Below are 22021 nucleotides of genomic sequence, written 5' to 3' on the forward strand. Positions count from 1 at the left end.
CTCCCTTGACGACGGCCACCGTTGGTCCGGCGACTCGCAGCGGGAAGAACGTAAGCGGAGATACCGGCGGTGCGACGGACGGTTGTCCGTCGCACCACCAGAAGGGGTGAATGCACGTAACTTTCCCACCCCGGTCGCGTTCTGTCGCGCTACGCGCCAGGGTGGTCACGGAGGGTCAGGCGACGGCCAGTTCCTGGCGCTCCTCCTGCCGCTGCTCCCGGCGCCGCTCCCGGCGTTCCGCCGCGTGGACCGGGTCGAGCGAGGGGACGGCGGCGAGCAGCTGCCGGGTGTACGGGTCCCCGGGTGCGCCGTACACCTCGGCCACCGTGCCCTGCTCGACGATCCGGCCCGCGCGCATGACGGCGACCCGGTCGCTGACCTGCCGGACGACGGCGAGGTCGTGGGCGATGAAGACGAGCCCGAGGCCGAGCTCGGCCTGGAGTTCGGCGAGCAGCGCCGTCACCTGCGCCTGGGTGGTGACGTCGAGCGCGGAGACGGGCTCGTCGCAGACGATGATCCGGGGTTCGGCGGCGAGCGCACGGGCGATGCCGACGCGCTGACGCTGCCCGCCGCTGAACTCGTGCGGATAGGCCTCGTACCGGTCGGGGTCGAGCCCCACCCGGTCGAGCAGCTCCCGCACCCGGCCCCGTATCCGGGTCTCGTCGCGCTCCCCCGCCACGCGCAGCGGGTCGGCGATCGACTCGCCGACGGAGCGGCGCGGGTTGAGGGAGGCCACCGGGTCCTGGAAGACCATCTGGAGTTCGCGGCGGTACGGGCGCAGCTCCCGCTCCGACAGGCCGCCGATCTCCGTACCCCCGTAACGGAGTCGGCCGCCCGTCGGGTCGAGGAGCCGCACCAGCATGCGGCCGAGGGTGGTCTTGCCGCTGCCGGACTCCCCGACGACGCCCAGGGTTTCGCCCGCGTGGAGGGTGAGCGAGGCACCTTCGACCGCGGTCACCGCCTTCGGTCCCCGCCCGAACACCCGCCGGAGGTCGCTGACTTCGAGAAGCGGCGACCCCTTCTCCAGCGGCTCGCGCACCGGCCCGTCAAGCCGGGGCACGGCGGCGAGCAGCCGCCGCGTGTACGGCTCCGCCGGCGCGCCCAACACCCCGCCCACGGGGCCGCGTTCGACCTCCCGGCCGGCGCGCATCACGAGCACCTCGTCGACGCTCTCGGCGGCGACGCCCACGTCATGGGTGACCAGGAGCAGCGCGGTGCCCGTCTCGCGCCGCAGCTCGTGCAGCAGGTCGAGGATCTGGGCCTGCACGGTGACGTCGAGGGCGGTGGTCGGCTCGTCGGCGACGAGGAGCCGGGGCTCGCAGGCGAGGGCCATGGCGAGCAGGGCGCGCTGCCGCATGCCGCCGCTGAACTCGTGCGGGCGGGAGCGTGAGCGCCGGGCCGCGTCGGGGATGCCGACCCGGTCGAGCACCTCGACGGCGCGGGCGCGTGCGGCGCGCCGGGAGCCTCCGGCGTGGACGCGGTACACCTCGGCGATCTGGTCGCCGACGGCGTAGTAGGGGTCGAGGGCGGAGAGCGGGTCCTGGAAGACCATGGCGGCGACTCCGCCGCGCAGCCGCCGCAGCTCGCCGGGGCCTGCGGAGGCGACGTCGATGCCGCCGACCCGTACGGTGCCGCCGACCTTCGCGCCCGTCCCCCGGTGGAGGCCGAGGAGTGCGCCGGCGACGGTGGACTTGCCGCTGCCGGACTCGCCGACGAGGGCGAGGGCGCGGCCCTCCTCCAGGCTGAAGGAGAGGCCGTCGACGGCCCGGACGGGATCGCCGGACCGTGCGAACTCGACCGTGAGGTCGCGTACTTCGACGAGCGGGGTCACGTCAGGACCACCCTTCGGTCGGCGGCGGCGTACAGCAGGTCCGCGAGGACGTTGGCGAGGACGACGAAGGTGCCCGTGACCATGACCACGCCCACCACCACGGGCAGGTCGATGGAGCGGACCCCGTCGATGAGGGTCTTGCCGAGCCCGGGGATGCCGAAGAGGGACTCGGTGAGCACGGCCCCGCCGAACATCGAGCCGAGGTCGACCGCGCTGACCGCGATCACCGGCGGGACGGCGCCGCGCAGCGCGTGCCGGGTGACGACGGACCGCTCCCCCACCCCGTAGGCGCGGAAGGTGCGGATGTGGTCCTCGGCGAGCGTCTCCAGGGTGGAACTCCGCGTCAGGCGTGCGTACTTGGCGGATTCGAAGAAGCCGAGGGTGAGCCAGGGCAGCAGCATGTTCCAGGCCCACTGCTCGGGGTTCTCGCCGAGCGGTACGTAACCGGGGAAGGGCAGCCACTGGAGGTAGGCGCAGACGGCCATGAGGAGCAGCAGCCCGAGGATGAAGACGGGGGTGCCGGTCCCGGCGAGGGTGAGCAGGGTCAGGAGGCGCTCGGTGGGGCCGCCGCGGCGCAGCGCGGAGAGCAGTCCGGTGCCGACGCCGACCACCAGCCAGATGACCATGGCGCCGAGGGTGAGGGAGGCGGTGGCGGGGAGCCGCTCCAGGACGAGCTGGGTGACCTGCTGGTCGCTCTGGTACGAGAGGCCGAGGCAGGGGGCGTCGCAGTGCACGACGGAGGTGCCGGTGGAGTAGTCGCGGCCGGCGAAGATGCCCTGGAGGAAGTGCAGGTACTGGACGAACATGCTGTCGTTCAGGCCGAGTTGCTCGCGGACCTGGGCGATCTGCTGCGGGTTGCAGCGCTCCCCGCAGGCGAGCCGCGCGGGGTCGCCGGGCGCCAGGTAGAACAGCGCGTACACGAGGACCGAGAGCGCCAGGAGGACGAGCACGGCACCCGCGAGCCGCTTGAGGACGAAGCGGGTCATCGGGAGGCCTCCTTGGGGGAGTCCCGACGGGACTCCTTGCGGGTGCCCACGCGCAGCCGGCTCGCCTCGCGCGGGTCGAGGGCCGTGCGGACCGCGTCACCGAGGACGGTGAAGGCGAGCACGGTGACGAAGAGCAGTCCGGCGGGCAGCAGGACGTAGGAGGGGTCGGCGCGGAACCAGGTCTGCGCGGTCGACAGCATCTGGCCCCAGGACGGGGTGGGCGGGGTGACACCCACCCCGAGGAAGGACAGGGACGCCTCGACGACGATGTTGGTGGGGACGAGGATCGCCGCGTACGTGATGACGGGGGCGGCGAGGGAGGGCAGGAGTTCACGGCGGGCGGTCCGCCACGGCCCGGAGCCCGCGAGGCGGGAGGCCGCGACGAAGTCGAGGCTCTTCAGGGTGAGGGTCTGGGCGCGCACGATCCGGGAGGTCCCGGCCCAGCCGAGGAAGCCGATGACGAGGATCAGCAGCAGGGGCCGGGGGAAGCCGCGCGGGACGACGGCGGTCAGGGCGATGGCGAGGACCAGCATCGGGAGGGCGACGAGGACGTCGGTGACCCGGCCGAGGACGCCGTCGACCCAGCGGCTGCCGAGTCCGGCGGCGAGGCCGACGAGGACGCCGATGAGGATCTGGACGGCTGTGGCGCCGACGGCGACGAGCAGCGAGATCCGGGCGCCGTAGAGGAGCCGGACGAACAGGTCGCGGCCGGTGCCGGGTTCGACGCCGAGCCAGTGGTCGGCGCTCGCCCCACCGAAGGCGCCGTACGGGACGCCGCCGCGGGCCGAGTCCACGAGGTCGTCGTGGTACGTGTTCGCGTTCTGGCCTTCCAGGGCGGCGAGCAGCGGCGCGGCGACGGCGAGGAGGACGAGCAGGAGCAGGACGGCGGCGGAGACGAGGGCGGCCGGGCGGGTGCGGAGCCGTCGCCACACCTGCCGGGCGGCGCCCGTGGCGGGGATGCCCGCCACGGGCGCCGGCGTGTCGGTCAGGGAGGTCACGGACGTCACTTGACCGCGACCTGCGAGATGTCGAGGACGCCGGTCCAGTCGCTGATGACGACGTTCTTGACGTTCTTGCCGACGAGCCGCTTGTAGACGGGGTGGAAGAGGGGCACGTCGAGCGCCTGCTCGCCGATCTTCTTGTCGAGCGCGCCCCAGCGGGCGGCGGCGGCCTTGAGGTCGGTGAGCTTGTTGATCTCGTCGATCTCCTTGTTGACCGCCGGGTCGTTCAGCTGGGCGTGGTTGTAGTTGGAGCCGTTGGTGACGATCTGGCGTCCGTCGAAGATCGGCGCGAGGAACGGGCCGCCGGCCGGCCAGTCGGCGCCCCAGCGGGAGAGGAAGAAGCCGGGCGCGTCCTTGACGCTCCAGCGCTTCTCGTTGAAGGAGTTGGGCTCCTGGCCGTCGAGCTCGACCTTGATGCCGGCCTTGCCGAGGGCCTCCTGGACGGCGGTGGCGATCTCGGGGCTGGTGGCGCGGTTCTGGGCGGTGGAGTGCAGCAGGGTGATGGTGAGCCCGTTCGGGTGACCGGCCTCCTTGAGGAGCGCCTTGGCCTTCTCCGGGTCGCCGGTCCTACCGGCCGGGAAGTGGTCGTACGCCGTGAAGCCGAAGGACTTCTGCTCGGGCAGGAAGGTGGTGGCGGGCTCGGCGAGCGCGGAGCCGCCGGCGGCGTTGACGATGCTGGTGCGGTTGATCGCGTACGAGATCGCCTGGCGCACCTTCGGGTTGTCGAAGGGCTTCACCTTGGGGTTGAAGGCGAGGTAGTTGGTGTAGCCGAAGTGGCCGGTGCCGACGCGGGCGGCGAGCGCCTTGTCGGAGCCGACCTGGGCGAGTTCGGCCGGGCCGAGGTTGGTGTCGGTGGTGACGGCGGCGGCGTCGACGCCGGTGGAGGTGGCGAGGCGCTGGTTGATGACGGCCTCGTCGAGCCCGGACCTGACGTCGATCCTGTCCGGGTAGGCCTTGCGCTCCTCGTCGGTCTTGGCGTCCCAGTGCTCGTTGCGCTCCAGGACCAGGCGCTCGCCGTCGTTCTCGTTCTCGACGACCTTGTACGGGCCGGAGGAGACGGGGTGCTCCTCGTACTTCGCGCCGGTGTCCTTGGCCTTGGGGACGGGGGTGAACTGGGTCTGGGTGGCGACGAAGGGGAACTCGCCCTCGGGCTTCTTCAGCTTGAAGACGATGGTCCGGGCGTCGGGAGTGACGATGGAGGCGAGACCCTTGCCCTTCTTCCCGTCGGACGCGGCCTTGTAGGGACCCTCGTAGGTGTCGCCGCCGACCAGCCAGTCGCGCAGGTACGGGGCTCCGCCGGAGAGTTCGGCGGCGAAGGAGCGCTCGATGCCGTACTTGATGTCGGCGCTGGTGATGGGCGTGCCGTCCTCGAACTTCAGGCCCTCCTTCAGCGTGTACGTCCACTCGGTGGCGTCCTTGTTGGGGCGGCCGGTGTCGGTGGCGAGGTCGGGGACGACCTGGGTGCCGGCGGCGCCCGCCTCGCGGTTGCGGGTGGTGAGCGTACGGAAGACGAGGGAGGGGACGTTGCCGCCGCCGGAGGTGTAGAGGCGGGCGGGGTCGAAGTCGGTCTGGGCCTCGGCGTTGAGGACGGTGAGCGTGCCGCCCTTCCGCGGGTCGCCCGCGGCCTTGCCGGAGGTGCCGCCCTTGGCGCCGGTGTCCTCGGGTCCCGCGCAGGCGGCGACGCCCAGGGTCAGGACGAGACTGACGGCGGTCGCTGCCACGCGGCGCGAAACGACGGACGATTGACGCATCGGAGAAAACCTCTCGGAGAACTGCGGGTACGGGAAGGGGAATTCCACGCAGGCAGCGGCGAGCGGCGGCATCCGAAGGGAATGGCCGAGCACAGGGAATCAGAAAGAAAAGCCGCGCCTGCGGGGAGCGAACACCCGGGCGCGGAAATCCGTCGGCAGTACGGGAAATGCGAGAGTACCGACGGGCGCTCGGGCCGGCGTCAGCTACAGAGAATGTCGGCGACGGAATGTCCGGCCACGCCGATGAGCGCCAGCTCAAAGGCGGCGCGATCGGAGACGACGTGACGGTTCGACATGCCGAGAAATATGGACGAACACGCGAACGATGTCAACGCGGTTCGGAAATTCCTGAGACACGCGTCTCAGGATGCGGTCGCCCGACAGTCGGGCCGTCCGTCAACTGCTCGGGTACACCCAGGGGTTGGGACGGCACTTGATTCCGTCGATGTCCAGGGACTTCGTCTGCTGCTGCATCACGGGGGCGAGCGCGCCGGGGGTGCCGCAGATCACATGACCGTGTCCGAGCCGGTGTCCGACCTCGTGATTGATGAGCATCTGGCGATACGCGAACATCGCCTTGGGCCCGAAGGTCTCCGACCCCTGCGCCCAGCGGAACGCGTTGATCATCACGCGGTCCGTGCTGGCCGAGTCGCAGGACACATTCTCGGCCAGGGTGTCGAGTCCGGACTTCTCGCACCAGACGCCGGTGGTGCCGGGACTGGCGAGCGTGATGACGAACTGGGGCTCGCCGCTGGAAATGCGCTCGAAGGTCATCTCGCCCTTGCCGGCCCAACTGCGGCGGTCGTTGAGGGTCTTGAAGACGGTCGTGGCGAAGAGGTTCTGGTCGAGACCGAGCCCCTCCTCGACATCGATCCGGTAGCGGACCAGATTCCCCTTGCCGGGCGCCTTCTGGAAGCCGGGAACGGCCTTGAACTTGCCGGAGCCCTTGAGCTTCGGGTCGATCGGGTACTGGCGGGCGATCAGCTGCTCGTACGTCGGCGGCGGCGGGGTGGTGGCGGCCGGCGCCGGGCTCGACGGGGTGACCCGGTCGTCGGATCGGGAGGCGGAGGTGTCGTCCGAGGCCCGCCCGTCCGGCTGCTCGGCGGCGCGGGTCTCGGCCGGGGACTCCTCCCGGTCGGCGACCTGTCCGGTCACGACGACGGCGAGCACGGTGGCGACGGCGGCCGCCGCGACACCGGTGAGGGTGCGGCCGAGACCGCCCCGGCCCGAAGACTCGTCGACCTCGGGAAGGGTCTCGCGACGGGGGCCGGGGATGAACGGCGCCTGGGGGGCGGCCTGTTCGGTCACGGCCGTGCGGGGGGCCCCGTGCCGGGGGGCGTACCGCTCGGGCCGGGGCGCGGAGCCCTCGTCGTGCTGCGGATGCCCGCCCCGTACCGGACTCCCGTAGACGGGGACACCGTGCGCGGGCGTCCCGAGGGCCGCGTGCGCTCCGGTGTCGTGGACCCCGCCGCCGTACCCGGGAGCGCCATAGGAGGGAGTGCCGTGCGCCGGAGTCCCGTGGACCGGGGTGCCGTGCGCCGGGGTGCCGTACATCGGGGTGCCCTGTGCGGGCGTCCCGTACATCGGGCCGTACGCCGGGCCGGCCTGTGCGGGCGTCCCGTACATCGGGGTGCCGTGGGCCGGGGTCCCCGCCGTGTCCTGACCGGGGCCGCCCGCGGTCCTGCGGCGGCGTCCCGTGCCCTGCGCGCGGCCGGCCGGTGTCCCCTGCGTCCGGGCCGCGGCCGGCGTCGGTTCGGAGGCGGCCTGCGGCCCGGTGTCGGCCACCGAGGGCGCGGAGCCCTTGCGACTATGTCGTCCCACGCCCCGGATCAGCTCCCGCCGTGATCGGCGATCAGGTCCCGGGCGGCCTGGGCGACCGTCTCGGGGTACTCCATCATCGCCACGTGCCCCGCCTCGGGAAGGGTCAGCAGGCGCGAGCCGCGGAAGGCGGCAGCCGCCTTCCGGGCCATCCGGTACGAGACGAGCTGGTCGCGGCCACCGTAGACGAGCAGCGTGGGGGCGAGGACCCGTTCCGCCTGCCGCCACAGCCCGTGCTGACCGCCGAGGGTGTACGCGTCGACGATGCCGCGCGAGGAGCGTGCCATGGCGTCCCAGAAGTAGGGAAGCTCCAGGCGCCGCTCCATTTCCTCGACGGCGTGCCGGAGCCCCTCCTCGGAGACCCGCCCGGGGTCTCCGTAACAGAGCGAGAGGACGCCGCGGACCCGCTGTTCGGCCGTCCAGTCCTTGGTGAGCTTGGCGAAGGCCGAGGCGACGCCGGGCACCGCGAGCAGCACGGTGGGCCAGGCCGTGCGCTGGGCGCGCAGCTCGGGCAGGGCCGGCGAGACGAGCGTGAGCGTGCGGACGAGGTCGGGGCGCGCGGCGGCGACGCGGGTGGCGACGGCGCCGCCCAGCGAGTTGCCGAAGAGGTGGACCGGCCCGCGCTCCGCGGAGTCGAGGAGCCGGATGACCGCGCGCGCGTGCCCGGTGACCGAGTAGTTGCCGTCGTCGGGCGGCGGCGAGTCGCCGAAGCCGGGCAGGTCGACGGCCTCGCCGTCGACGAGGTCCGAGAGCAGCGGCATCAGGACGGACCAGTTCTGCGAGGAACCGCCGAGACCGTGGACGTACAGCGCGGGCGGCAGACCGGGCTCGTCGCCCGGCCGCGAGCGCACGGTGAGGGTGAGTCCGGGCAGCGACACGGAGCGGAGCTTCTCGCCGTCGGCGACCCGGACGGCGCGCGCGGGGCGCGACGTGGGTGGCGCGGCAGCGGTCCGGGTTTCCGGCAGCTCGGTCGACGACATGCGCGCAATATTACGAGACGATCACGCGCCGACGCGTGTGGGTGCCGTCACAGGTGCGTATGCGGCGAGCCGCGTGTGCTCCTAGGCTCGAAGAGAGGGCCATCGGAGAGGACCGCGACCCGCATGCCGGAAGGAACCGCATGACTGTCGATCCGACCGATCCGGACACATTCGCCGAGGAAGAGGACGTCGTGCTGGACCAGGAAATTCCGGAGGCCGACGCTGCCGAGCAGCACACCGAACTGCAGCAACGCGAAGACGAACCGGTCACCCATGTCGAACGTGACTCGGCGAACGAGGCCGACTCCTCCGAACAGGCGCGGGTCGTGGCCCAGGACGAGGACGACTACCGCTGATTTGTTCGGTTTAATCTTGAATCGACTGTCGACCCGGACGTCCGGTCCGTGAAATTCTGCGTTCGCACCGCGCACAGCCGGGTTACCCAAAAGTACGATGGCGGCGCGCGCGACAGCGTGCATGGATCGATTTTTGGGAGGCCGCGTGAGCGCCATCGAGCAGACAGAGGCAGCACGCCCTCGGGGCACGCGCCTGCCGCGACGTGCCCGACGGAACCAGCTCCTCGGCGCGGCCCAGGAGGTCTTCGTCGCCCAGGGGTACCACTCCGCCGCGATGGACGACATCGCCGAGCGGGCGGGCGTCAGCAAGCCGGTGCTCTACCAGCACTTCCCCGGGAAGCTCGAGCTGTACCTGGCCCTCCTCGACCAGCACTGCGAGTCCCTCCTCCTGGCGGTGCGCACGGCCCTGGCCTCCACCACCGACAACAAGCTGCGCGTCGCGGCCACCATGGACGCCTACTTCGCGTACGTCGAGGACGAGGGCGGCGCCTTCCGGCTCGTCTTCGAGTCCGATCTGACGAACGAGCCCGCGGTACGCGAGCGCGTGGACCGGGTCAGCCTGCAGTGCGCCGAGGCGATCTCCGATGTGATCGCCGAGGACACCGGCCTGTCCAAGGACGAGTCGATGCTGCTCGCCGTGGGCCTCGGCGGCGTCTCGCAGGTCGTCGCCCGCTACTGGCTGTCGAGCGGGTCCGCCATCCCGCGCGACAAGGCGGTCGGACTGCTCACCTCGCTGGCCTGGCGCGGCATCGCCGGCTTCCCGCTGCACGCGGTGGACGGCCAGTTGAGCGCCGAGGGCCACTGACCCCGGACGCCCCACGGGACTCGCGCGTGTTCGCTCTTGGCGTGCGGCGACTGAGCCTTGTACGTCCCTTCCCGCGACTAATGTGTGCAGCGTACGGCGCGGTATTCGCGCAACGCTGACCGTTGGGAGGGACATAGCCGTGGAGGTCAAGATCGGCGTGCAGCACGCACCCCGGGAGATCGTTCTGGAGAGCGGGCAGTCCGCCGAGGAGGTGGAGCGCGCAGTGGCCGACGCGCTGGCCGGCAAGGCGCAGCTGCTCAGCCTCTCGGACGAGAAGGGCCGCAAGATCCTCATCCCGGCCGAGAAGATCGCGTACGTGGAGCTCGGCGAGCCCGCCGTTCGCCGCGTGGGTTTCGGCGCGCTCTGAGCCCAGGATCTACGGGAAGGGCCCGGTGGACCGTCACGGTCCACCGGGCCCTTCGCCATGCCGGCCCGGGTTCCGTCCCACGGGACCTTCGCCATGCCGACCGACCCTGGTTCCGTCCCACAGGCCGTTCGCCATGCCGGCCCGGGTGCCCTCCACCGGGCCTCTCGTATGCCCGTATGGCCACGTCAGGGCGTACGGAAGGATTGCGTTCGGGAGCCCTGGGGTAGGAGGGGATCGACCGCACCACCCGCCCCGCACCCCTCGCGAGGTGATTCGCAGTGTTCCTGGAAGCCCTCGGTTCCGCCCTGCTCGGCTTCGCCCTGGCCTGGGCCGCCGCGCACCGGCTCCCCGACCGCCTCCCCGTCCGGGTGATCGTCCTCGCCACCGGCGCACTGGGCGGCGTCTTCGGCGCGCTCGTCACCCACGGGGCCCTCGGCCCCGGTCACTTCTTCGCCACCCTGGTCGGTGCGGTGGCGGTGGCGGCGGTACTGCTCTCGCTGCTGATCCGGCCGGCCTCACGGCGACGGCTGCGACGATCAGCGGCGGCGTGAGCAGCGCCGCTCGCCCCTTCCTCGTACGGGAATTCCTCAGGCGGCCAGACCGAGCGCGGCCATGCGCTTGGTGTGGGCCTCGGTGATCCGGGAGAACATCCGGCCGACCTCCGCGAGGTCGAAACCGTCCGCGACGCCGCCGACCAGCATGGTCGACAGCGCGTCGCGCTCGGCGACCACGCGCTGGGCCTGCGAGAGCGCCTCGCCCATCAGACGGCGCGCCCAGAGCGCGAGCCGGCCGCCGACGCGCGGGTCGGCGTCGATCGCGGCGCGGACCTTCTCCACGGCGAAGTTGCCGTGGCCGGTGTCGTCGAGCACGGAGACGACGAGCCCGCGCGTGTCGGAGTCGAGGCGGGCCGCGACCTCCCGGTAGAAGTCACTGGCGATCGAGTCGCCGACGTACGCCTTGACCAGTCCCTCCAGCCAGTCCGACGGCGCGGTCTGGCGGTGGAAGTCGTCGAGCGCCTTGGCGAAGGGCTCCATGGCCGCGGTCGGCTCGGCGTCCACGGCGGCCAGGCGGTCGCGCAGCCGCTCGAAGTGGTGGAACTCGGCCGAGGCCATCTTCGCCAGCTCAGCCTTGTCCGCGAGGGTCGGCGCCAGCTTGGCGTCCTCGGCGAGCCGCTCGAAGGCCGCGAGCTCTCCGTAGGCGAGGGCGCCGAGGAGGTCGATCACGGCGGCGCGGTACTGCGGCTCGGCGGAAGCCGTCGCCCAGTCCTTGGCGGCGATCCCGGTGGGTGTGGCGTTGTCAGGCGTCTCCATGGAGCGCACAATAGCCCGCTCGCGCACCCGGGGAAGGCGCTGGTCAGTCAGTGTGACCGTGCCCTCATCACCATTTCTCCCAACACACATGCGCGATTCCGGGGTACAGTGATAAGGCGCCTGCTGAGTATGCGGACATGCTTTCGCACGTTCGGACGTATTCGGTGGGCCGACTCATGAATGAGGATGCCCGGTCGGTGGCCCGATCGGCTCCGGCCCGACAGCCCTTCCGGCGGACCCGCGGAAGGGTCACCTCAGCGGTACGACGCTCGAGCGACGGCAGTGGTCCCGTGCCACCCGACAGCGATCTCTTCGATCGCGCCGGCAGTTTCGGCACGGTACGACCCCCTTCGTTCGCCTCGCACCGCGTCCACAGAAGAGGCAGCACCCTGACTACGACTTTCCGAGACCTCGGAATCCTTCCCGAGACGGCCGAAGCCCTTGAGGCCGTCGGCATCGTCACCCCCTTCCCCATCCAGGAGATGACCCTTCCGGTCGCCCTCACCGGCACCGATGTCATCGGCCAGGCCAAGACCGGCACGGGCAAGACCCTCGGTTTCGGTCTGCCGATCCTGGAGCGCGTCACCGTCCCCATGGACGTCGAGGTCGGCCGGGCCAAGCCCGAGCAGCTGACCGACGCCCCGCAGGCGCTCGTCGTCGTCCCCACCCGCGAGCTGTGCCAGCAGGTCACCAACGACCTGCTCACCGCCGGCAAGGTGCGTAACGTCCGCGTGCTCGCCATCTACGGCGGCCGGGCGTACGAGCCCCAGGTCGAGGCGCTGAAGAAGGGCGTCGACGTCGTCGTCGGCACCCCCGGCCGTCTGCTCGACCTGGCCGGCCAGCGCAAGCTCGACCTGTCCCACGTCAAGGTCCTCGTCCTGGACGAGGCCGACGAGATGCTCGACCTGGGCTTCCTGCCCGACGTCGAGAAGATCATGAACATGCTTCCGGCGAAGCGTCAGACGATGCTGTTCTCGGCCACCATGCCGGGCGCGGTCATCGGCCTGGCCCGCCGCTACATGTCGCAGCCGACGCACATCCGCGCCACCTCGCCCGACGGCGAGGGCGTGACCGTCGCCAACATCAAGCAGCACGTCTACCGTGCGCACAACATGGACAAGCCGGAGATGGTCTCCCGCATCCTGCAGGCCAACGGCCGCGGGCTCGCGATGATCTTCTGCCGCACCAAGCGCACGGCGGCCGACATCGCCGAGCAGCTGGAGCGTCGCGGCTTCGCCTCCGGCGCGGTCCACGGCGACCTCGGCCAGGGCGCCCGCGAGCAGGCGCTGCGCGCCTTCCGCAACGGCAAGGTCGACGTGCTCGTCTGCACCGACGTCGCCGCGCGCGGCATCGACGTCGAGGGCGTCACCCACGTCATCAACTACCAGTCGCCCGAGGACGAGAAGACGTTCCTCCACCGCGTGGGCCGCACCGGCCGCGCGGGCAACAAGGGCACGGCCGTCACCCTGGTCGACTGGGACGACATCCCGCGCTGGCAGCTCATCAACAAGGCGCTCGGGCTGGACTTCCACGACCCGGTCGAGACGTACTCCTCGTCCCCGCACCTCTTCGAGGAGCTGGACATCCCGGCGGGCACCAAGGGCATCCTGCCCCGCGCCGAGCGGACCCGTGCGGGTCTGGGCGCGGAGGAGCTGGAGGACCTGGGCGAGCCCGGCGGACGCCGTGCGCGCGGCCCCAGGACCGACAAGGTCGAGCGGACCGAGGAGCGCCCGGAGCGGACGCGGACCCCGCGTCAGCGCCGGCGCACCCGCGGTGGCGAGCTCGGTGACGCCCCGGCGTCGGCGGCTCCCGCCGTCGAGACCGGACCGGTGACCGTGCCGGTGACGGACGAGGCGAAGGCCGAGTCCGGCCCGCGGACCCCGCGCCGTCGTCGTCGCACCCGCGTCGGCGCCCCGGGCTCCGCGCCGGAGGCCCAGGCCGTCCAGGCCGCTCCGGTCGCCCAGGCCGCTCCGGTCGTGGTCGAGGACGCTCCGGCGCCCGTCGTCGAGGCGCCCGTCGTGGAGGCGCCCGTCGCCGCGGCCCCGGTGGCCGAGCCGAGGGCTCCCCGTCGTCGTAGCCGTACCGCCGCCCGTCCGGAGGCCGTGAAGGCCGCGCCCGTCTCCCCGGCCCCCGTGGCCCAGGAGCAGGCTCCGGCCCCGCGCCGCCGCCGTGCGCGTGTCCGCCCGGTCGAGGACACCGTTTCGTTCCAGACGGTCGAGACCGCCGCGGCCGCCCTGCGCGCCGCGCCGATCGCACCGGTCGTCGAGGACGCTCCGGCCCCGGTCGCCGCGGCCCCGGTCGAGGAGCCGAAGAAGGCTCCCCGTCGCCGTACCGCCAAGAAGGCCGTCGCCGTCGCGGAGCCGGTCGCCGAGACCGTCGTCGCCGCACAGGTGGTGGCCGAGCCGGTCGCCGAGCCCGTCGCGCCCGTCGTCGAGGCCCCGGCCCCGGTCACGGCCGAGGTTCCCGCGCCGCGTCGTCGTCGTGTGGTGCGGAAGGCCGCCGGTTCGCCGGTCACCTCCACCCCGGTCGTCGAGCCGATCGTCGAGCCGGCGCCCGCGCCGGTCGTCGAGGAGGAGCCGAAGAAGCCCGCGCGTCGCCGTGTGGTGCGGAAGGCCGCCGGTTCGCCGGCCTCTTCCACCCCGGCCGAGACCGTCATCGTCGCGGCCCCGGTCGCCGAGGCCGCTCCGGCACCGGTCGTCGAGGCGCCCGTCGCGGCGGCCCCGGTCGTCGAGCAGCCGGTCGTCGAGGCCCCCGTCGAGGAGCCGAAGAAGGCTCCCCGTCGCCGTGCCGCCAAGAAGGCCGTCGCCGTCGCTGAGCCGGTCGCCGAGACCGTCGCCGTCGTCGAGGCCCCGGCCGCCGAGGAGGCCCCGAAGGCTCCCCGTCGCCGCACGGCCAAGAAGGCCGTCGCCGCCGAGGCGCCCGACGCCTCGGAGCCGAAGACGCCGACCCGTCGCCGTACGACGAAGAAGGCCGTCGCGGAGCCGGTCGCCGAGGCCGCCGAGGCCGAGGCCCCGAAGGCCCCGCGCCGTCGCACCACCAAGAAGGCGGCGGCCGCTCAGCCCGAGAGCTGATCCCGCCCGATCCTCCTGACCGCGGCCCGGCCCCTCCCCAGGGGCCGGGCCGCGGTCGTGTCGTCCGCCGGACGGAGGGGCGGACCGGGGGCGTCGGGCCGCCCTCCGCCGACGCGGTTACAGTCCAGACATGAGCAAGCCCCGGTCCCTCGTCCTGCCGCCCGGCACCCGCGCCCACCACCTCGTGACCGCGCGGGGCGACTTCGCCGTGCTCGACACGGAGCCACGGGGCGAGCGCCTCGGGACGGTGCTGCTGCTGCCCGGGTACACCGGCAGCAAGGAGGACTTCCTGGCCCTGCTCGGTCCGCTGAGCGAGGCCGGGTACCGGGCCGTGGCGGTGGACGGGCGCGGTCAGTACCAGTCGCCGGGCCCCCGGGGCCGGGCCGGCTACCGGCGCAGGGCGCTCGCGCTCGACGCGGTGGCGCAGGCCTCGGCCCTCGGGGACGGTCCCGTGCATCTGCTCGGCCACTCGTTCGGTGGCCTGGTGGCCCGCGCGGCGGCCTCGCTGGCCCCGGCCGCGTTCCGTTCCCTCACCCTGCTCTCCTCGGGCCCCGGCCGGGTCGCCAGGCCGCAGCGGATCCGGGTGCGCGTGCTGCGCGTCTCGCTCGCGTTCCTGCCGAAGGAGCGGGTGTGGCAGGCGATGTGCTGGCTGGACAGCCGGGGCGAGGAGCCGGACACGGACGACGCACCGCAGCTCGCGGGCTTTCTGCGACGGCGCTGGATGCGGACTCGGATCGCGCAACTGGCGGGCGCGGGGCGGCTGCTGCTCAGCCGTCAGGACGGTACGGCGGAGCTGGCCGCGCTGCGGATGCCGCTGCACATCGCGTACGGGGCGGACGAGATGGTCTGGCCCACGACCGCCCTCGCGGAGGCGGCCGCCCGCACGGGCGCGTACCGCACGGTGGTGGCGGGTGCCGGCCACTCCCCCAATGTGTCGCACCCGAGGGAGCTGACGGAGCGGCTCACCGGCTTCTGGGCACGGGCGGCCGCCCCGGCCGGGGTCAGAACTGCGCCTTGAGGTGCTGCCAGAAGCCGTCCCGCAAAGCCCGCCGGAGTGCGGCGTGGCCGCGCAGGGAGCGGCTGAGCAAACGTTCCGCCTCGACGAGCAGGTCCTGGTCGACCGGCCCCGGCAGGTAGGGCGCGCCCGGCAGCAGTTCGGCGAGCCGGTCCCGGCCGCGCTCGCCGAGCCAGGTCGCCGCGATCTGGGCGCCGACGAACCGCACCTCCTCGCGGGAGGGCGGCGGCTCGCCCTCGTGCTCGTACGTGGTGACGGGGCGGCGGGTGACGTAGGGGCGGCAGAAGTCGAGCTCGAAGGTGCGCTGGCTGTCGACCTCCCAGAGGAGCGCCTCGGCCTGGTTGCGTCCTTCGGCGGCCTCGATGCCCCAGAGGTGGACGCGGGCGCCGTAGCCCTGGGCCGCCTCGACCGCCGAGACGAGGTCCTCGTCGCCGCCGACGAGGGCGGCGTCGCTGATGGCGCGGTGGCGGGCGAGGGACTCCAGGTCCGTGCGGATGAGGGAGTCGACGCCCTTCTGCTGGTTGTTGGCGTTGAGGTTGCCGAGGCGCACCTTGACGTCGGGCAGCTCGGCGATGGCCTGCTGCTCGGGGGTGTGGATGCGGCGTCTGGCCCCGTCGTACCAGTAGACGCGGAGCAGTCTGCTGTCGGCGAAGATCGTGCGGGCCTTGTCGATGAAGGCCTCGATGAGTCCCTCGGCGTCGAGGTCGAAGGAGCGCCGGTCCTCGGTTCCCGTCACCAGCAACCCGGCCGCAGCATGGACGTAACCTGCGTCGACGAAGATGGCGTGGGTGGAGGGCGTCTTGGCGACCTCGGCCAGCATCCGCTGGAGGAGCTCATTGGTGCGCTCCATGCGTGCGTCGAGTGCGCGCAGGCGGGCGTCGGTCTCGGTCACCTGAGTGGTGTCTGCGTCGTTCATACGGGGCTCATTCTCCGCCGCTCCGGGCCCGGCCGCCACACCCCCCTACCCATCAGTAGTTAGTCATCCGAAAATTTTCCTTAGCGTAAGGAATGTTTGCAGGATGCATGTCGTTGGACCCATACGTAACGCAGTTCTCCACCAGGAGGATCAACTCAGACGAAGGGAGAAGCCTGTGCGCTTCGAAATCCTGCGACTCGACGACATCGACGGCACGCCCGTCGACCGGACCGTCGTGGACGCCGCCTCCGTCAACCGGATCGTGCAGCAGGCCGCCTCGATCGGCCAGCGCATCTGGATCCGCCCCGCCGAGACCTCGGCCTCGTAACAGGTCAGGTCCACACCACGCACCGCGCCCCCGCACGGACTTCGCAAGAGCGGAATCCGTACGGGGGCGCAGTGGTGTCCGGGGGTCCGCCCCCGGCGCGTCAGGCGTTCTGGATCACCTGTGTGATGCCGTTGATGATCTGCTGCACCGCGATCGCGGAGAGCATCATGCCGGCGAGCCGGGTCACCAGGACGACGCCGCCGTCCTTGATGACCCGGATGATCAGCAGCGAGTACCGCATGGTCAGCCAGAGCACGACGTGCATGGCGACGATGGCGGCCCAGACGGAGACCTGCGCGGCAGCGCCGTCGGCGTTCTGGACGGCCAGGATGACCGAGACGATCGCGCCGGGACCGGCGAGCAGCGGCATGCCGAGCGGAACGAGGGCGACGTTGACGTCCTTGGTCTGCTTGGGCTCGTCGGTCTTGCCGGTGAGCAGGTCGAGCGCGATGAGCAGCAGCAGGAGACCGCCCGCGATCATCAGCGCGGGGACGGAGACGTGCAGGTAGTCGAGGATCTGCTGGCCCAGAAGGCCGAAGACGGTGATGACGCCGAAGGCGACGGCGACGGCCTGCCAGGCCATCCGGCGCTGCACCTTGGCCGGGCGGCCGGAGGTGAGGGCGAGGAAGATCGGGGTGATCCCGGGGGGATCCATGATCACGAAGAGGGTCAGGAACAGCGAGCCGAAGACGGCGACGTCGAACACGGTGGGGTGCCTTGCGGGAGATGCGAACGGTGGGGTGTGGCCCGTGCGGGTCGGAATGTGGGATTCCGGCGGCAGGGCAGGAAGAGCGCCACCCCGCACACGGCAAGGAGCCGTAAGGGGGCGGACCAGGAAGAAGAGGGCCGCTGGGCGGGCCGGGCGCGGGACAGACCTCACGACCGCGCCGGCGAACCGGGCACGGAGCATGGCGGACCGACGGCACGACGGCGAACCGGCGCGGAGCGCGGCACACAGGGCGTACGGCACGGAGCTCGGCGCACCGAACAGCCCACCCGCCGACCGGCAGCGCGTCCCGGAAACGTCCGGCACCCGCAGGGGCCGGCGACCGGGGCGGCCTAGGCGGCGGGTCCCCCCGCGCCGGGGACCGGGAAGGCCCCCGCGGCACGGCGGGTGATCTCGCCGTAGATCTCGGGGTCGGTCGTGTACTCGCCGAGGCGGCAGGTCTTGCGGCTGCCGTGGTAGTCGCTGGAGCCCGTGGTCAGCAGACCCAGTTCCTTCGCGAGCCCGCGCAGCCGTGCGCGCGTCGCCTCGTCGTGGTCCATGTGGTCGACCTCGATGCCGTCGAGTCCGGCCTCGGCGAGCCGGGCTATCGAGGCCTCGGGCAGCACCTGGCCGCGCTTGACGGCGAGCGGGTGCGCGAAGACGGTGACGCCGCCGGCCGCCTTGACGAGGCGGATCGCGTCGATCGGGTCCAGCTCGTGCTTCTCGACGTACGCCCGGCCGCCGTCGGCCAGCCACTCGGGCGTGAACGCCCCCGACACGTCCGGTACGACACCGAGTTCGACGAGCGCCTCGGCGACGTGCGGTCGGCCCACGGAACCGTCACCGGCGATCCGGGCGACCTGCTCCCAGGTGACGGGCACGCCGAGCTCCTGGAGTTTGCCGACCATGGCACGCGCGCGCGGCACCCGGTCGTCCCGGACCAGCTCGCGCTCGGCGAGGAGCGCGGGCTCCTCGGGGTCGAAGAGGTAGGCGAGCATGTGCAGGCCGATGCCGTCGACGCGGCAGGACAGCTCGGCGCCGGTGACGAGGGTCAGCCCCTCGGGCAGCGCCTCGATCGCCTCGGCGTGGCCGCGGGTGGTGTCGTGGTCCGTCAGCGCGACGACGTCGAGTCCGGCGGCTGCCGCGTTGCGCACCAGCTCGGCCGGGGAGTCCGTACCGTCGGAGGCCGTGGAGTGGGTGTGCAGATCGATGCGCACGACGCGTTGCTCCAGGAACTCGGCACGGACGAGGGACGCTCCAGCATAACGGGCGAATCGAACACGCCCGTACGGAAGGACCCGGCCGGACCGGCCGGGTGCACGTCAGCTCAGCAGCCTCGGTGTCAGCGCACCGCACGGCAGGAGTTCGACCTCGGCGCCCGCGTCCCGCAGGTCCGTCAGGACCAGCTCGTCGTACATCAGGAGGCCCGACTGCTCGGGCCAGACGATCGCCCACAGCCAGAGGCCGCGCGCCTCGCCCGCGAAGACCGCGCGGTCCTGCGGGGCGCCGTTGACGTGCCAGAGCGGGGTGGGGCGTCCGGCGGCGAGGACCTTGGTCTGCGGGGGTTTGTCGATGGCCATGCCGGCGCCGGGGTCGGGGCCGTCGATGCCGGCGTACCGGGCGCCGAGGCCGACTCCGAGCTCCTCCGCGATCAGGAGCAGCTCGCCGATGCCGCCGAGCGGTCCGGGTCCCGAGCAGGCGACGGCGGTGGCGCGTCCACCGCTGCGGTCGTCACCGGCGTACGCGACGCCCGTGAAGAGCCAGCCGACGGGCAGGGGCCACGGCATCCACACCGGCACGTGGGACCGGTGCACCACGACGCCGAGGGCCTCGACGCTGGGCGGGATCACGGGCTGGAGCGGGTGCACCGAGCCGTGCACGTCGCACTGCCACGAGTCGGCGAACAGCCCGGGCGCCCTGACCCGGCCACCACACTTCGGACAACTGGGTTCGCCCCTCATAGGGCTCAACGGTCCTACCCCCGGGCCCCCGCGTCAAGGACGATCACCGACGATCACCCGTCCGGCCCGAGCCGTTCACCCTCGGTTCCCCAACGGCCGGAACACCGGTCACATCCGGAACGCCGATCGCTCCGGCTCAGTCCAGGTTCACGGACCTGCGCAGCGGATCGCGCAGGTCCGTGCCCTGCGCCAGCCAGCGTTCCTCCAGGGCCTGCGCCCCGTGGACCCGCTTCCACGCGGCCTCGTTCGAGGTCATCGGGAGGAGGGGCAGGAAGCGCACGGGGTCCATCGGTTCGTCCAGCTCCAGGTCCTCGACCAGGCCGCCGGACCCGGCGACCAGGACCGAGCTGAAGGCGGCGCCGGGCCAGAGCGGGTCGCCGACGTCGAGCGAGGCGCCGGCGGCCACGACGACTCCCTCGACCTGCGGGGTCGCGGCGAGGACGGCGAGCGGGCGCAGCACCTTGTCGGTGTCGGCGAGGCCGGCCCGTACGGTCAGGACCAGCTCCGCGCGCGGACCCTTGACCGGATCGGCGAGCGCGGCGGTCGGGTCGGCCATCGGCTGCGCGGACATGCCGAGGGTCGCGTACCGCACGAGGTCGCCGTCGATGAAGCGGAGCACCTCGATCCGGTCCGTGCCGAGGAACGTCACCGCGGCGCGCGCGTCCGGTTCTCCGAGGGCCGTCCGCAGCCGGGCCTCCACCAGAGCAAGAACTTCTCCCATGGGTTGAGCATAAAGCGCGTATGGAACGGGCAAAGTAAGGGATTGACCCTCAGTCGGCTGATAGTCTTGGCCGCTGGTCGGGAGTCCCGAACTCCCGACTACTCGTCACACGTCATCCCTCACGAGGGACCGGCCGGAGGAGGTGGGGCTGCGATGGACCGAAGTCGATCGGGCAGTACCAGCCGCTCTTCCGACCCGCACCCGAGCCCGGTGCGTACGTACTTCCGGTGATTCCCGGCCCGTATCCGTACGGACCCGCCTCCCCGGCATCTCGCACGACGGAAGAGCATCTCGCCTTTGCCTGTCTGTAGCGAACGCCGTCACCGCGACCTCTCGGTGCCGCCCGCTTTGTGGACGACGTAGCTCCACGTCCCCATTCCGGGCTGTGCCACGCTCGCCGACGGCTTCTCCGTGAAGGAGCATGCCCATGTCGATGATCCGTGACCTGCGCGCCGCTGTCCGTCCGAGCCTGCGGCACCCCCTGCGCAAGACCCCCACCACGTACACCTCGTACGACCCCACCCGCGACCACACCGCCTCCAGCGCCGTGGTCGACTGCGCCGTCTACCGCGACGGACGCCGCGTCGACGACCGCGAATGCCTCACCCCGCGCGGCGCGATGAGCCAGGTGCGGGAGAGCGGCGGCTTCGCCTGGATCGGCCTGCACGAGCCGACCGAGGCCGAATTCGCCGGTATCGCCGCCGAGTTCGGGCTGCACCCGCTCGCCGTCGAGGACGCCGTCCACGCCCACCAGCGGCCCAAGCTGGAGCGGTACGACGACACCCTCTTCACCGTGTTCAAGACGATCCACTACGTCGAGCACGCCGAACTCACCGCGACCAGCGAGGTCGTCGAGACCGGCGAGGTCATGTGCTTCACCGGCCCCGACTTCGTCATCACCGTCCGGCACGGCGGCCAGGGCTCCCTGCGCAACCTCCGCCACCGCCTCCAGGGCGAGCCGGAGCTGCTCGCCAAAGGCCCCTCGGCCGTGCTGCACGCCCTCTCCGACCATGTCGTCGACGGCTACATCGCGGTCGCCGACGCCGTCGAACTCGACATCGACCAGCTGGAGATCGACGTCTTCTCGCCGGCCGCGAAGGGCTCGACGCGCGGTACGGACACCGGCCGGATCTATCAGCTGAAGCGTGAGGTACTGGAGTTCAAGCGGGCCGTCACGCCGCTGCTCCGCCCGATGCAGCTGCTCTCCGAGCGGCCCATGCGGCTGGTCGACCCCGACATCCAGAAGTACTTCCGGGACGTCGCCGACCACCTCGCGCGCGTGCAGGAGCAGGTCGTCGGCTTCGACGAACTGCTCAACTCGATCCTCCAGGCCAACCTGGCGCAGGCGACCGTCGCGCAGAACGAGGACATGCGGAAGATCACCTCGTGGGCGGCGATCGTCGCCGTCCCCACGGCGGTCTGCGGCGTGTACGGCATGAACTTCGACCACATGCCCGAGCTGCACTGGAAGTACGGCTACCCGATGGTGCTGACCGGGATCATCGCGGTCTGCTTCACCATCCACCGCACGCTCAAGCGCAACGGCTGGCTGTAGCGGCGCTGCGGCTAGGCTTCGGGCCATGACAGAAGAGCTGCTCGGGTCCGCCCTCGTCGAGGAGGCCACCAAGAAGTCCGGCCTGGTGTGGGTCCGCGGCACCGGCCCGGCCCGCGCGCTCTGGCACGTCTGGTTCGACGGCGCCGCGTTCGTCGTCGGCGACGGCCCCGGCGAGCAGCCGCTGCCGGGTCTGGCGGACGGCGGGACGGCCGAGGTCACGGTCCGCAGCAAGGACAAGGGCGGCCGTCTCGTCGCCTGGACCGCGGCCGTACGCGAACTCGCCCCCGGCACCGAGGAATGGGACGCGGCGGTCGCCGAGCTGAAGGGCAAGCGGCTCAACGCTCCCGACGGCGAAGCCATGACGGGCCGCTGGGCGAGCGAGTGCCGGGTCCTGCGACTCGACCCCCGCTCCTCGACCACGGAGCTGCCGGACGGCTCCCTGGCCGCCGTACCGCTGCCCTCGGCGGCCGTCACCCGGGACCCGGTGCCGTCCGGTCTCCCGAAGCTGCTGCTCAAGCGCCGCCGCAAGCGTTCGTAGCACTA

Annotated in this window: 22 protein-coding genes; 9 read left to right on the top strand and 13 right to left on the bottom strand. The window is 72.1% G+C overall.

Going from position 1 to position 22021, the window contains the following annotated elements; all coding sequences use genetic code 11:
- Positions 1-175: 175 nt before the first annotated feature.
- From OG259_RS14775 to OG259_RS14805, 7 genes are all read right to left on the bottom strand, one after another.
- A complete protein-coding gene (locus OG259_RS14775) occupies positions 176-1831 on the bottom strand; it encodes an ABC transporter ATP-binding protein (RefSeq protein ID WP_328942689.1) in 1656 nt (551 codons plus the stop codon).
- Positions 1828-2817: an ABC transporter permease gene (locus tag OG259_RS14780; RefSeq protein ID WP_328942690.1), complete on the bottom strand. Its 990-nt coding sequence runs from the start codon at positions 2815-2817 to the stop codon at positions 1828-1830. Before OG259_RS14780 ends, OG259_RS14775 begins: the two co-directional genes overlap by 4 nt.
- Entirely contained in the window at positions 2814-3815 is a 1002-nt protein-coding gene (locus tag OG259_RS14785) for an ABC transporter permease (RefSeq protein WP_328942691.1), read from the bottom strand. The genes OG259_RS14780 and OG259_RS14785 overlap by 4 nt, the downstream gene beginning before the upstream one ends.
- A 5-nt stretch (positions 3816-3820) precedes the next feature.
- On the bottom strand, positions 3821-5569 hold the full coding sequence (locus tag OG259_RS14790) for an ABC transporter substrate-binding protein (protein WP_328942692.1): 1749 nt from the start codon (positions 5567-5569) through the stop codon (positions 3821-3823).
- Between the two features lie 200 nt (positions 5570-5769).
- A complete protein-coding gene (locus tag OG259_RS14795; protein ID WP_328942693.1) occupies positions 5770-5865 on the bottom strand; it encodes an Ms4533A family Cys-rich leader peptide in 96 nt (31 codons plus the stop codon).
- A gap of 100 nt (positions 5866-5965) precedes the next feature.
- The gene (locus tag OG259_RS14800; RefSeq protein WP_328942694.1) at positions 5966-7390 is read right to left on the bottom strand and encodes a DUF3152 domain-containing protein; all 1425 of its coding nucleotides are present in this window, start codon (positions 7388-7390) and stop codon (positions 5966-5968) included.
- Between the two features lie 8 nt (positions 7391-7398).
- The gene (locus tag OG259_RS14805) at positions 7399-8367 is read right to left on the bottom strand and encodes an alpha/beta fold hydrolase (protein WP_328942695.1); all 969 of its coding nucleotides are present in this window, start codon (positions 8365-8367) and stop codon (positions 7399-7401) included.
- Positions 8368-8507: 140 nt separating this feature from the next.
- Between OG259_RS14805 and OG259_RS14810 the strand changes: the two genes are divergently transcribed.
- The 4 genes from OG259_RS14810 to OG259_RS14825 all read left to right on the top strand — a co-directional run bounded on the left by OG259_RS14810 (position 8508) and on the right by OG259_RS14825 (position 10446).
- Positions 8508-8723, top strand: a complete 216-nt coding sequence (locus OG259_RS14810) for a hypothetical protein (protein WP_328942696.1) — start codon at positions 8508-8510, stop codon at positions 8721-8723.
- 145 nt (positions 8724-8868) lie between these two features.
- Positions 8869-9528: a TetR/AcrR family transcriptional regulator gene (locus tag OG259_RS14815; protein WP_030320731.1), complete on the top strand. Its 660-nt coding sequence runs from the start codon at positions 8869-8871 to the stop codon at positions 9526-9528.
- Positions 9529-9667: 139 nt separating this feature from the next.
- The gene (locus OG259_RS14820; protein ID WP_030207540.1) at positions 9668-9895 is read left to right on the top strand and encodes a DUF3107 domain-containing protein; all 228 of its coding nucleotides are present in this window, start codon (positions 9668-9670) and stop codon (positions 9893-9895) included.
- A gap of 278 nt (positions 9896-10173) precedes the next feature.
- Positions 10174-10446, top strand: a complete 273-nt coding sequence (locus tag OG259_RS14825; protein ID WP_328942697.1) for a hypothetical protein — start codon at positions 10174-10176, stop codon at positions 10444-10446.
- A 36-nt stretch (positions 10447-10482) separates the two neighbouring features.
- On the opposite strand, the gene OG259_RS14830 is transcribed toward OG259_RS14825, so the two are convergent.
- Positions 10483-11205 carry a ferritin-like fold-containing protein gene (locus OG259_RS14830; RefSeq protein WP_055599553.1) on the bottom strand — a complete coding sequence of 241 codons (723 nt, stop codon included), beginning with the start codon at positions 11203-11205 and terminating at the stop codon, positions 10483-10485.
- Between the two features lie 482 nt (positions 11206-11687).
- Here OG259_RS14830 and OG259_RS14835 point away from each other — a divergent pair, with 482 nt between their 5' ends.
- Both OG259_RS14835 and OG259_RS14840 read left to right on the top strand, forming a co-directional pair.
- A complete protein-coding gene (locus OG259_RS14835; protein WP_328942698.1) occupies positions 11688-14276 on the top strand; it encodes a DEAD/DEAH box helicase in 2589 nt (862 codons plus the stop codon).
- A gap of 130 nt (positions 14277-14406) precedes the next feature.
- Positions 14407-15294, top strand: a complete 888-nt coding sequence (locus OG259_RS14840) for an alpha/beta fold hydrolase (RefSeq protein WP_328942699.1) — start codon at positions 14407-14409, stop codon at positions 15292-15294.
- Here OG259_RS14840 and OG259_RS14845 read toward each other — a convergent pair.
- Positions 15278-16207 (bottom strand): NYN domain-containing protein, encoded by a 930-nt coding sequence (locus OG259_RS14845; protein WP_328942700.1) that lies wholly within the window; start codon positions 16205-16207, stop codon positions 15278-15280. The genes OG259_RS14840 and OG259_RS14845 overlap by 17 nt on opposite strands.
- Positions 16208-16382: 175 nt before the next feature.
- Here OG259_RS14845 and OG259_RS14850 point away from each other — a divergent pair, with 175 nt between their 5' ends.
- Complete coding sequence (locus OG259_RS14850) at positions 16383-16535, top strand: hypothetical protein (protein ID WP_086024648.1); 153 nt, start codon at positions 16383-16385, stop codon at positions 16533-16535.
- Positions 16536-16635: 100 nt separating this feature from the next.
- On the opposite strand, the gene OG259_RS14855 is transcribed toward OG259_RS14850, so the two are convergent.
- The 4 genes from OG259_RS14855 to OG259_RS14870 all read right to left on the bottom strand — a co-directional run bounded on the left by OG259_RS14855 (position 16636) and on the right by OG259_RS14870 (position 19923).
- Positions 16636-17241, bottom strand: a complete 606-nt coding sequence (locus OG259_RS14855) for a MarC family protein (RefSeq protein ID WP_328942701.1) — start codon at positions 17239-17241, stop codon at positions 16636-16638.
- A gap of 353 nt (positions 17242-17594) precedes the next feature.
- Positions 17595-18458: a PHP domain-containing protein gene (locus tag OG259_RS14860; protein ID WP_328942702.1), complete on the bottom strand. Its 864-nt coding sequence runs from the start codon at positions 18456-18458 to the stop codon at positions 17595-17597.
- A 105-nt stretch (positions 18459-18563) separates the two neighbouring features.
- Positions 18564-19202: a DUF6758 family protein gene (locus OG259_RS14865; protein WP_328942703.1), complete on the bottom strand. Its 639-nt coding sequence runs from the start codon at positions 19200-19202 to the stop codon at positions 18564-18566.
- Between the two features lie 136 nt (positions 19203-19338).
- Complete coding sequence (locus OG259_RS14870; RefSeq protein WP_328942704.1) at positions 19339-19923, bottom strand: suppressor of fused domain protein; 585 nt, start codon at positions 19921-19923, stop codon at positions 19339-19341.
- Positions 19924-20350: 427 nt separating this feature from the next.
- Between OG259_RS14870 and OG259_RS14875 the strand changes: the two genes are divergently transcribed.
- Together OG259_RS14875 and OG259_RS14880 are read left to right on the top strand one after the other, a co-directional pair.
- Positions 20351-21478, top strand: a complete 1128-nt coding sequence (locus OG259_RS14875) for a magnesium and cobalt transport protein CorA (RefSeq protein WP_189835799.1) — start codon at positions 20351-20353, stop codon at positions 21476-21478.
- A 25-nt stretch (positions 21479-21503) separates the two neighbouring features.
- Complete coding sequence (locus OG259_RS14880) at positions 21504-22016, top strand: hypothetical protein (RefSeq protein WP_328942705.1); 513 nt, start codon at positions 21504-21506, stop codon at positions 22014-22016.
- Positions 22017-22021 lie beyond the last annotated feature (5 nt).

Origin of the sequence: Streptomyces sp. NBC_00250, from assembly GCF_036192275.1 — a bacterium.
GTDB lineage: Bacteria > Actinomycetota > Actinomycetes > Streptomycetales > Streptomycetaceae > Streptomyces.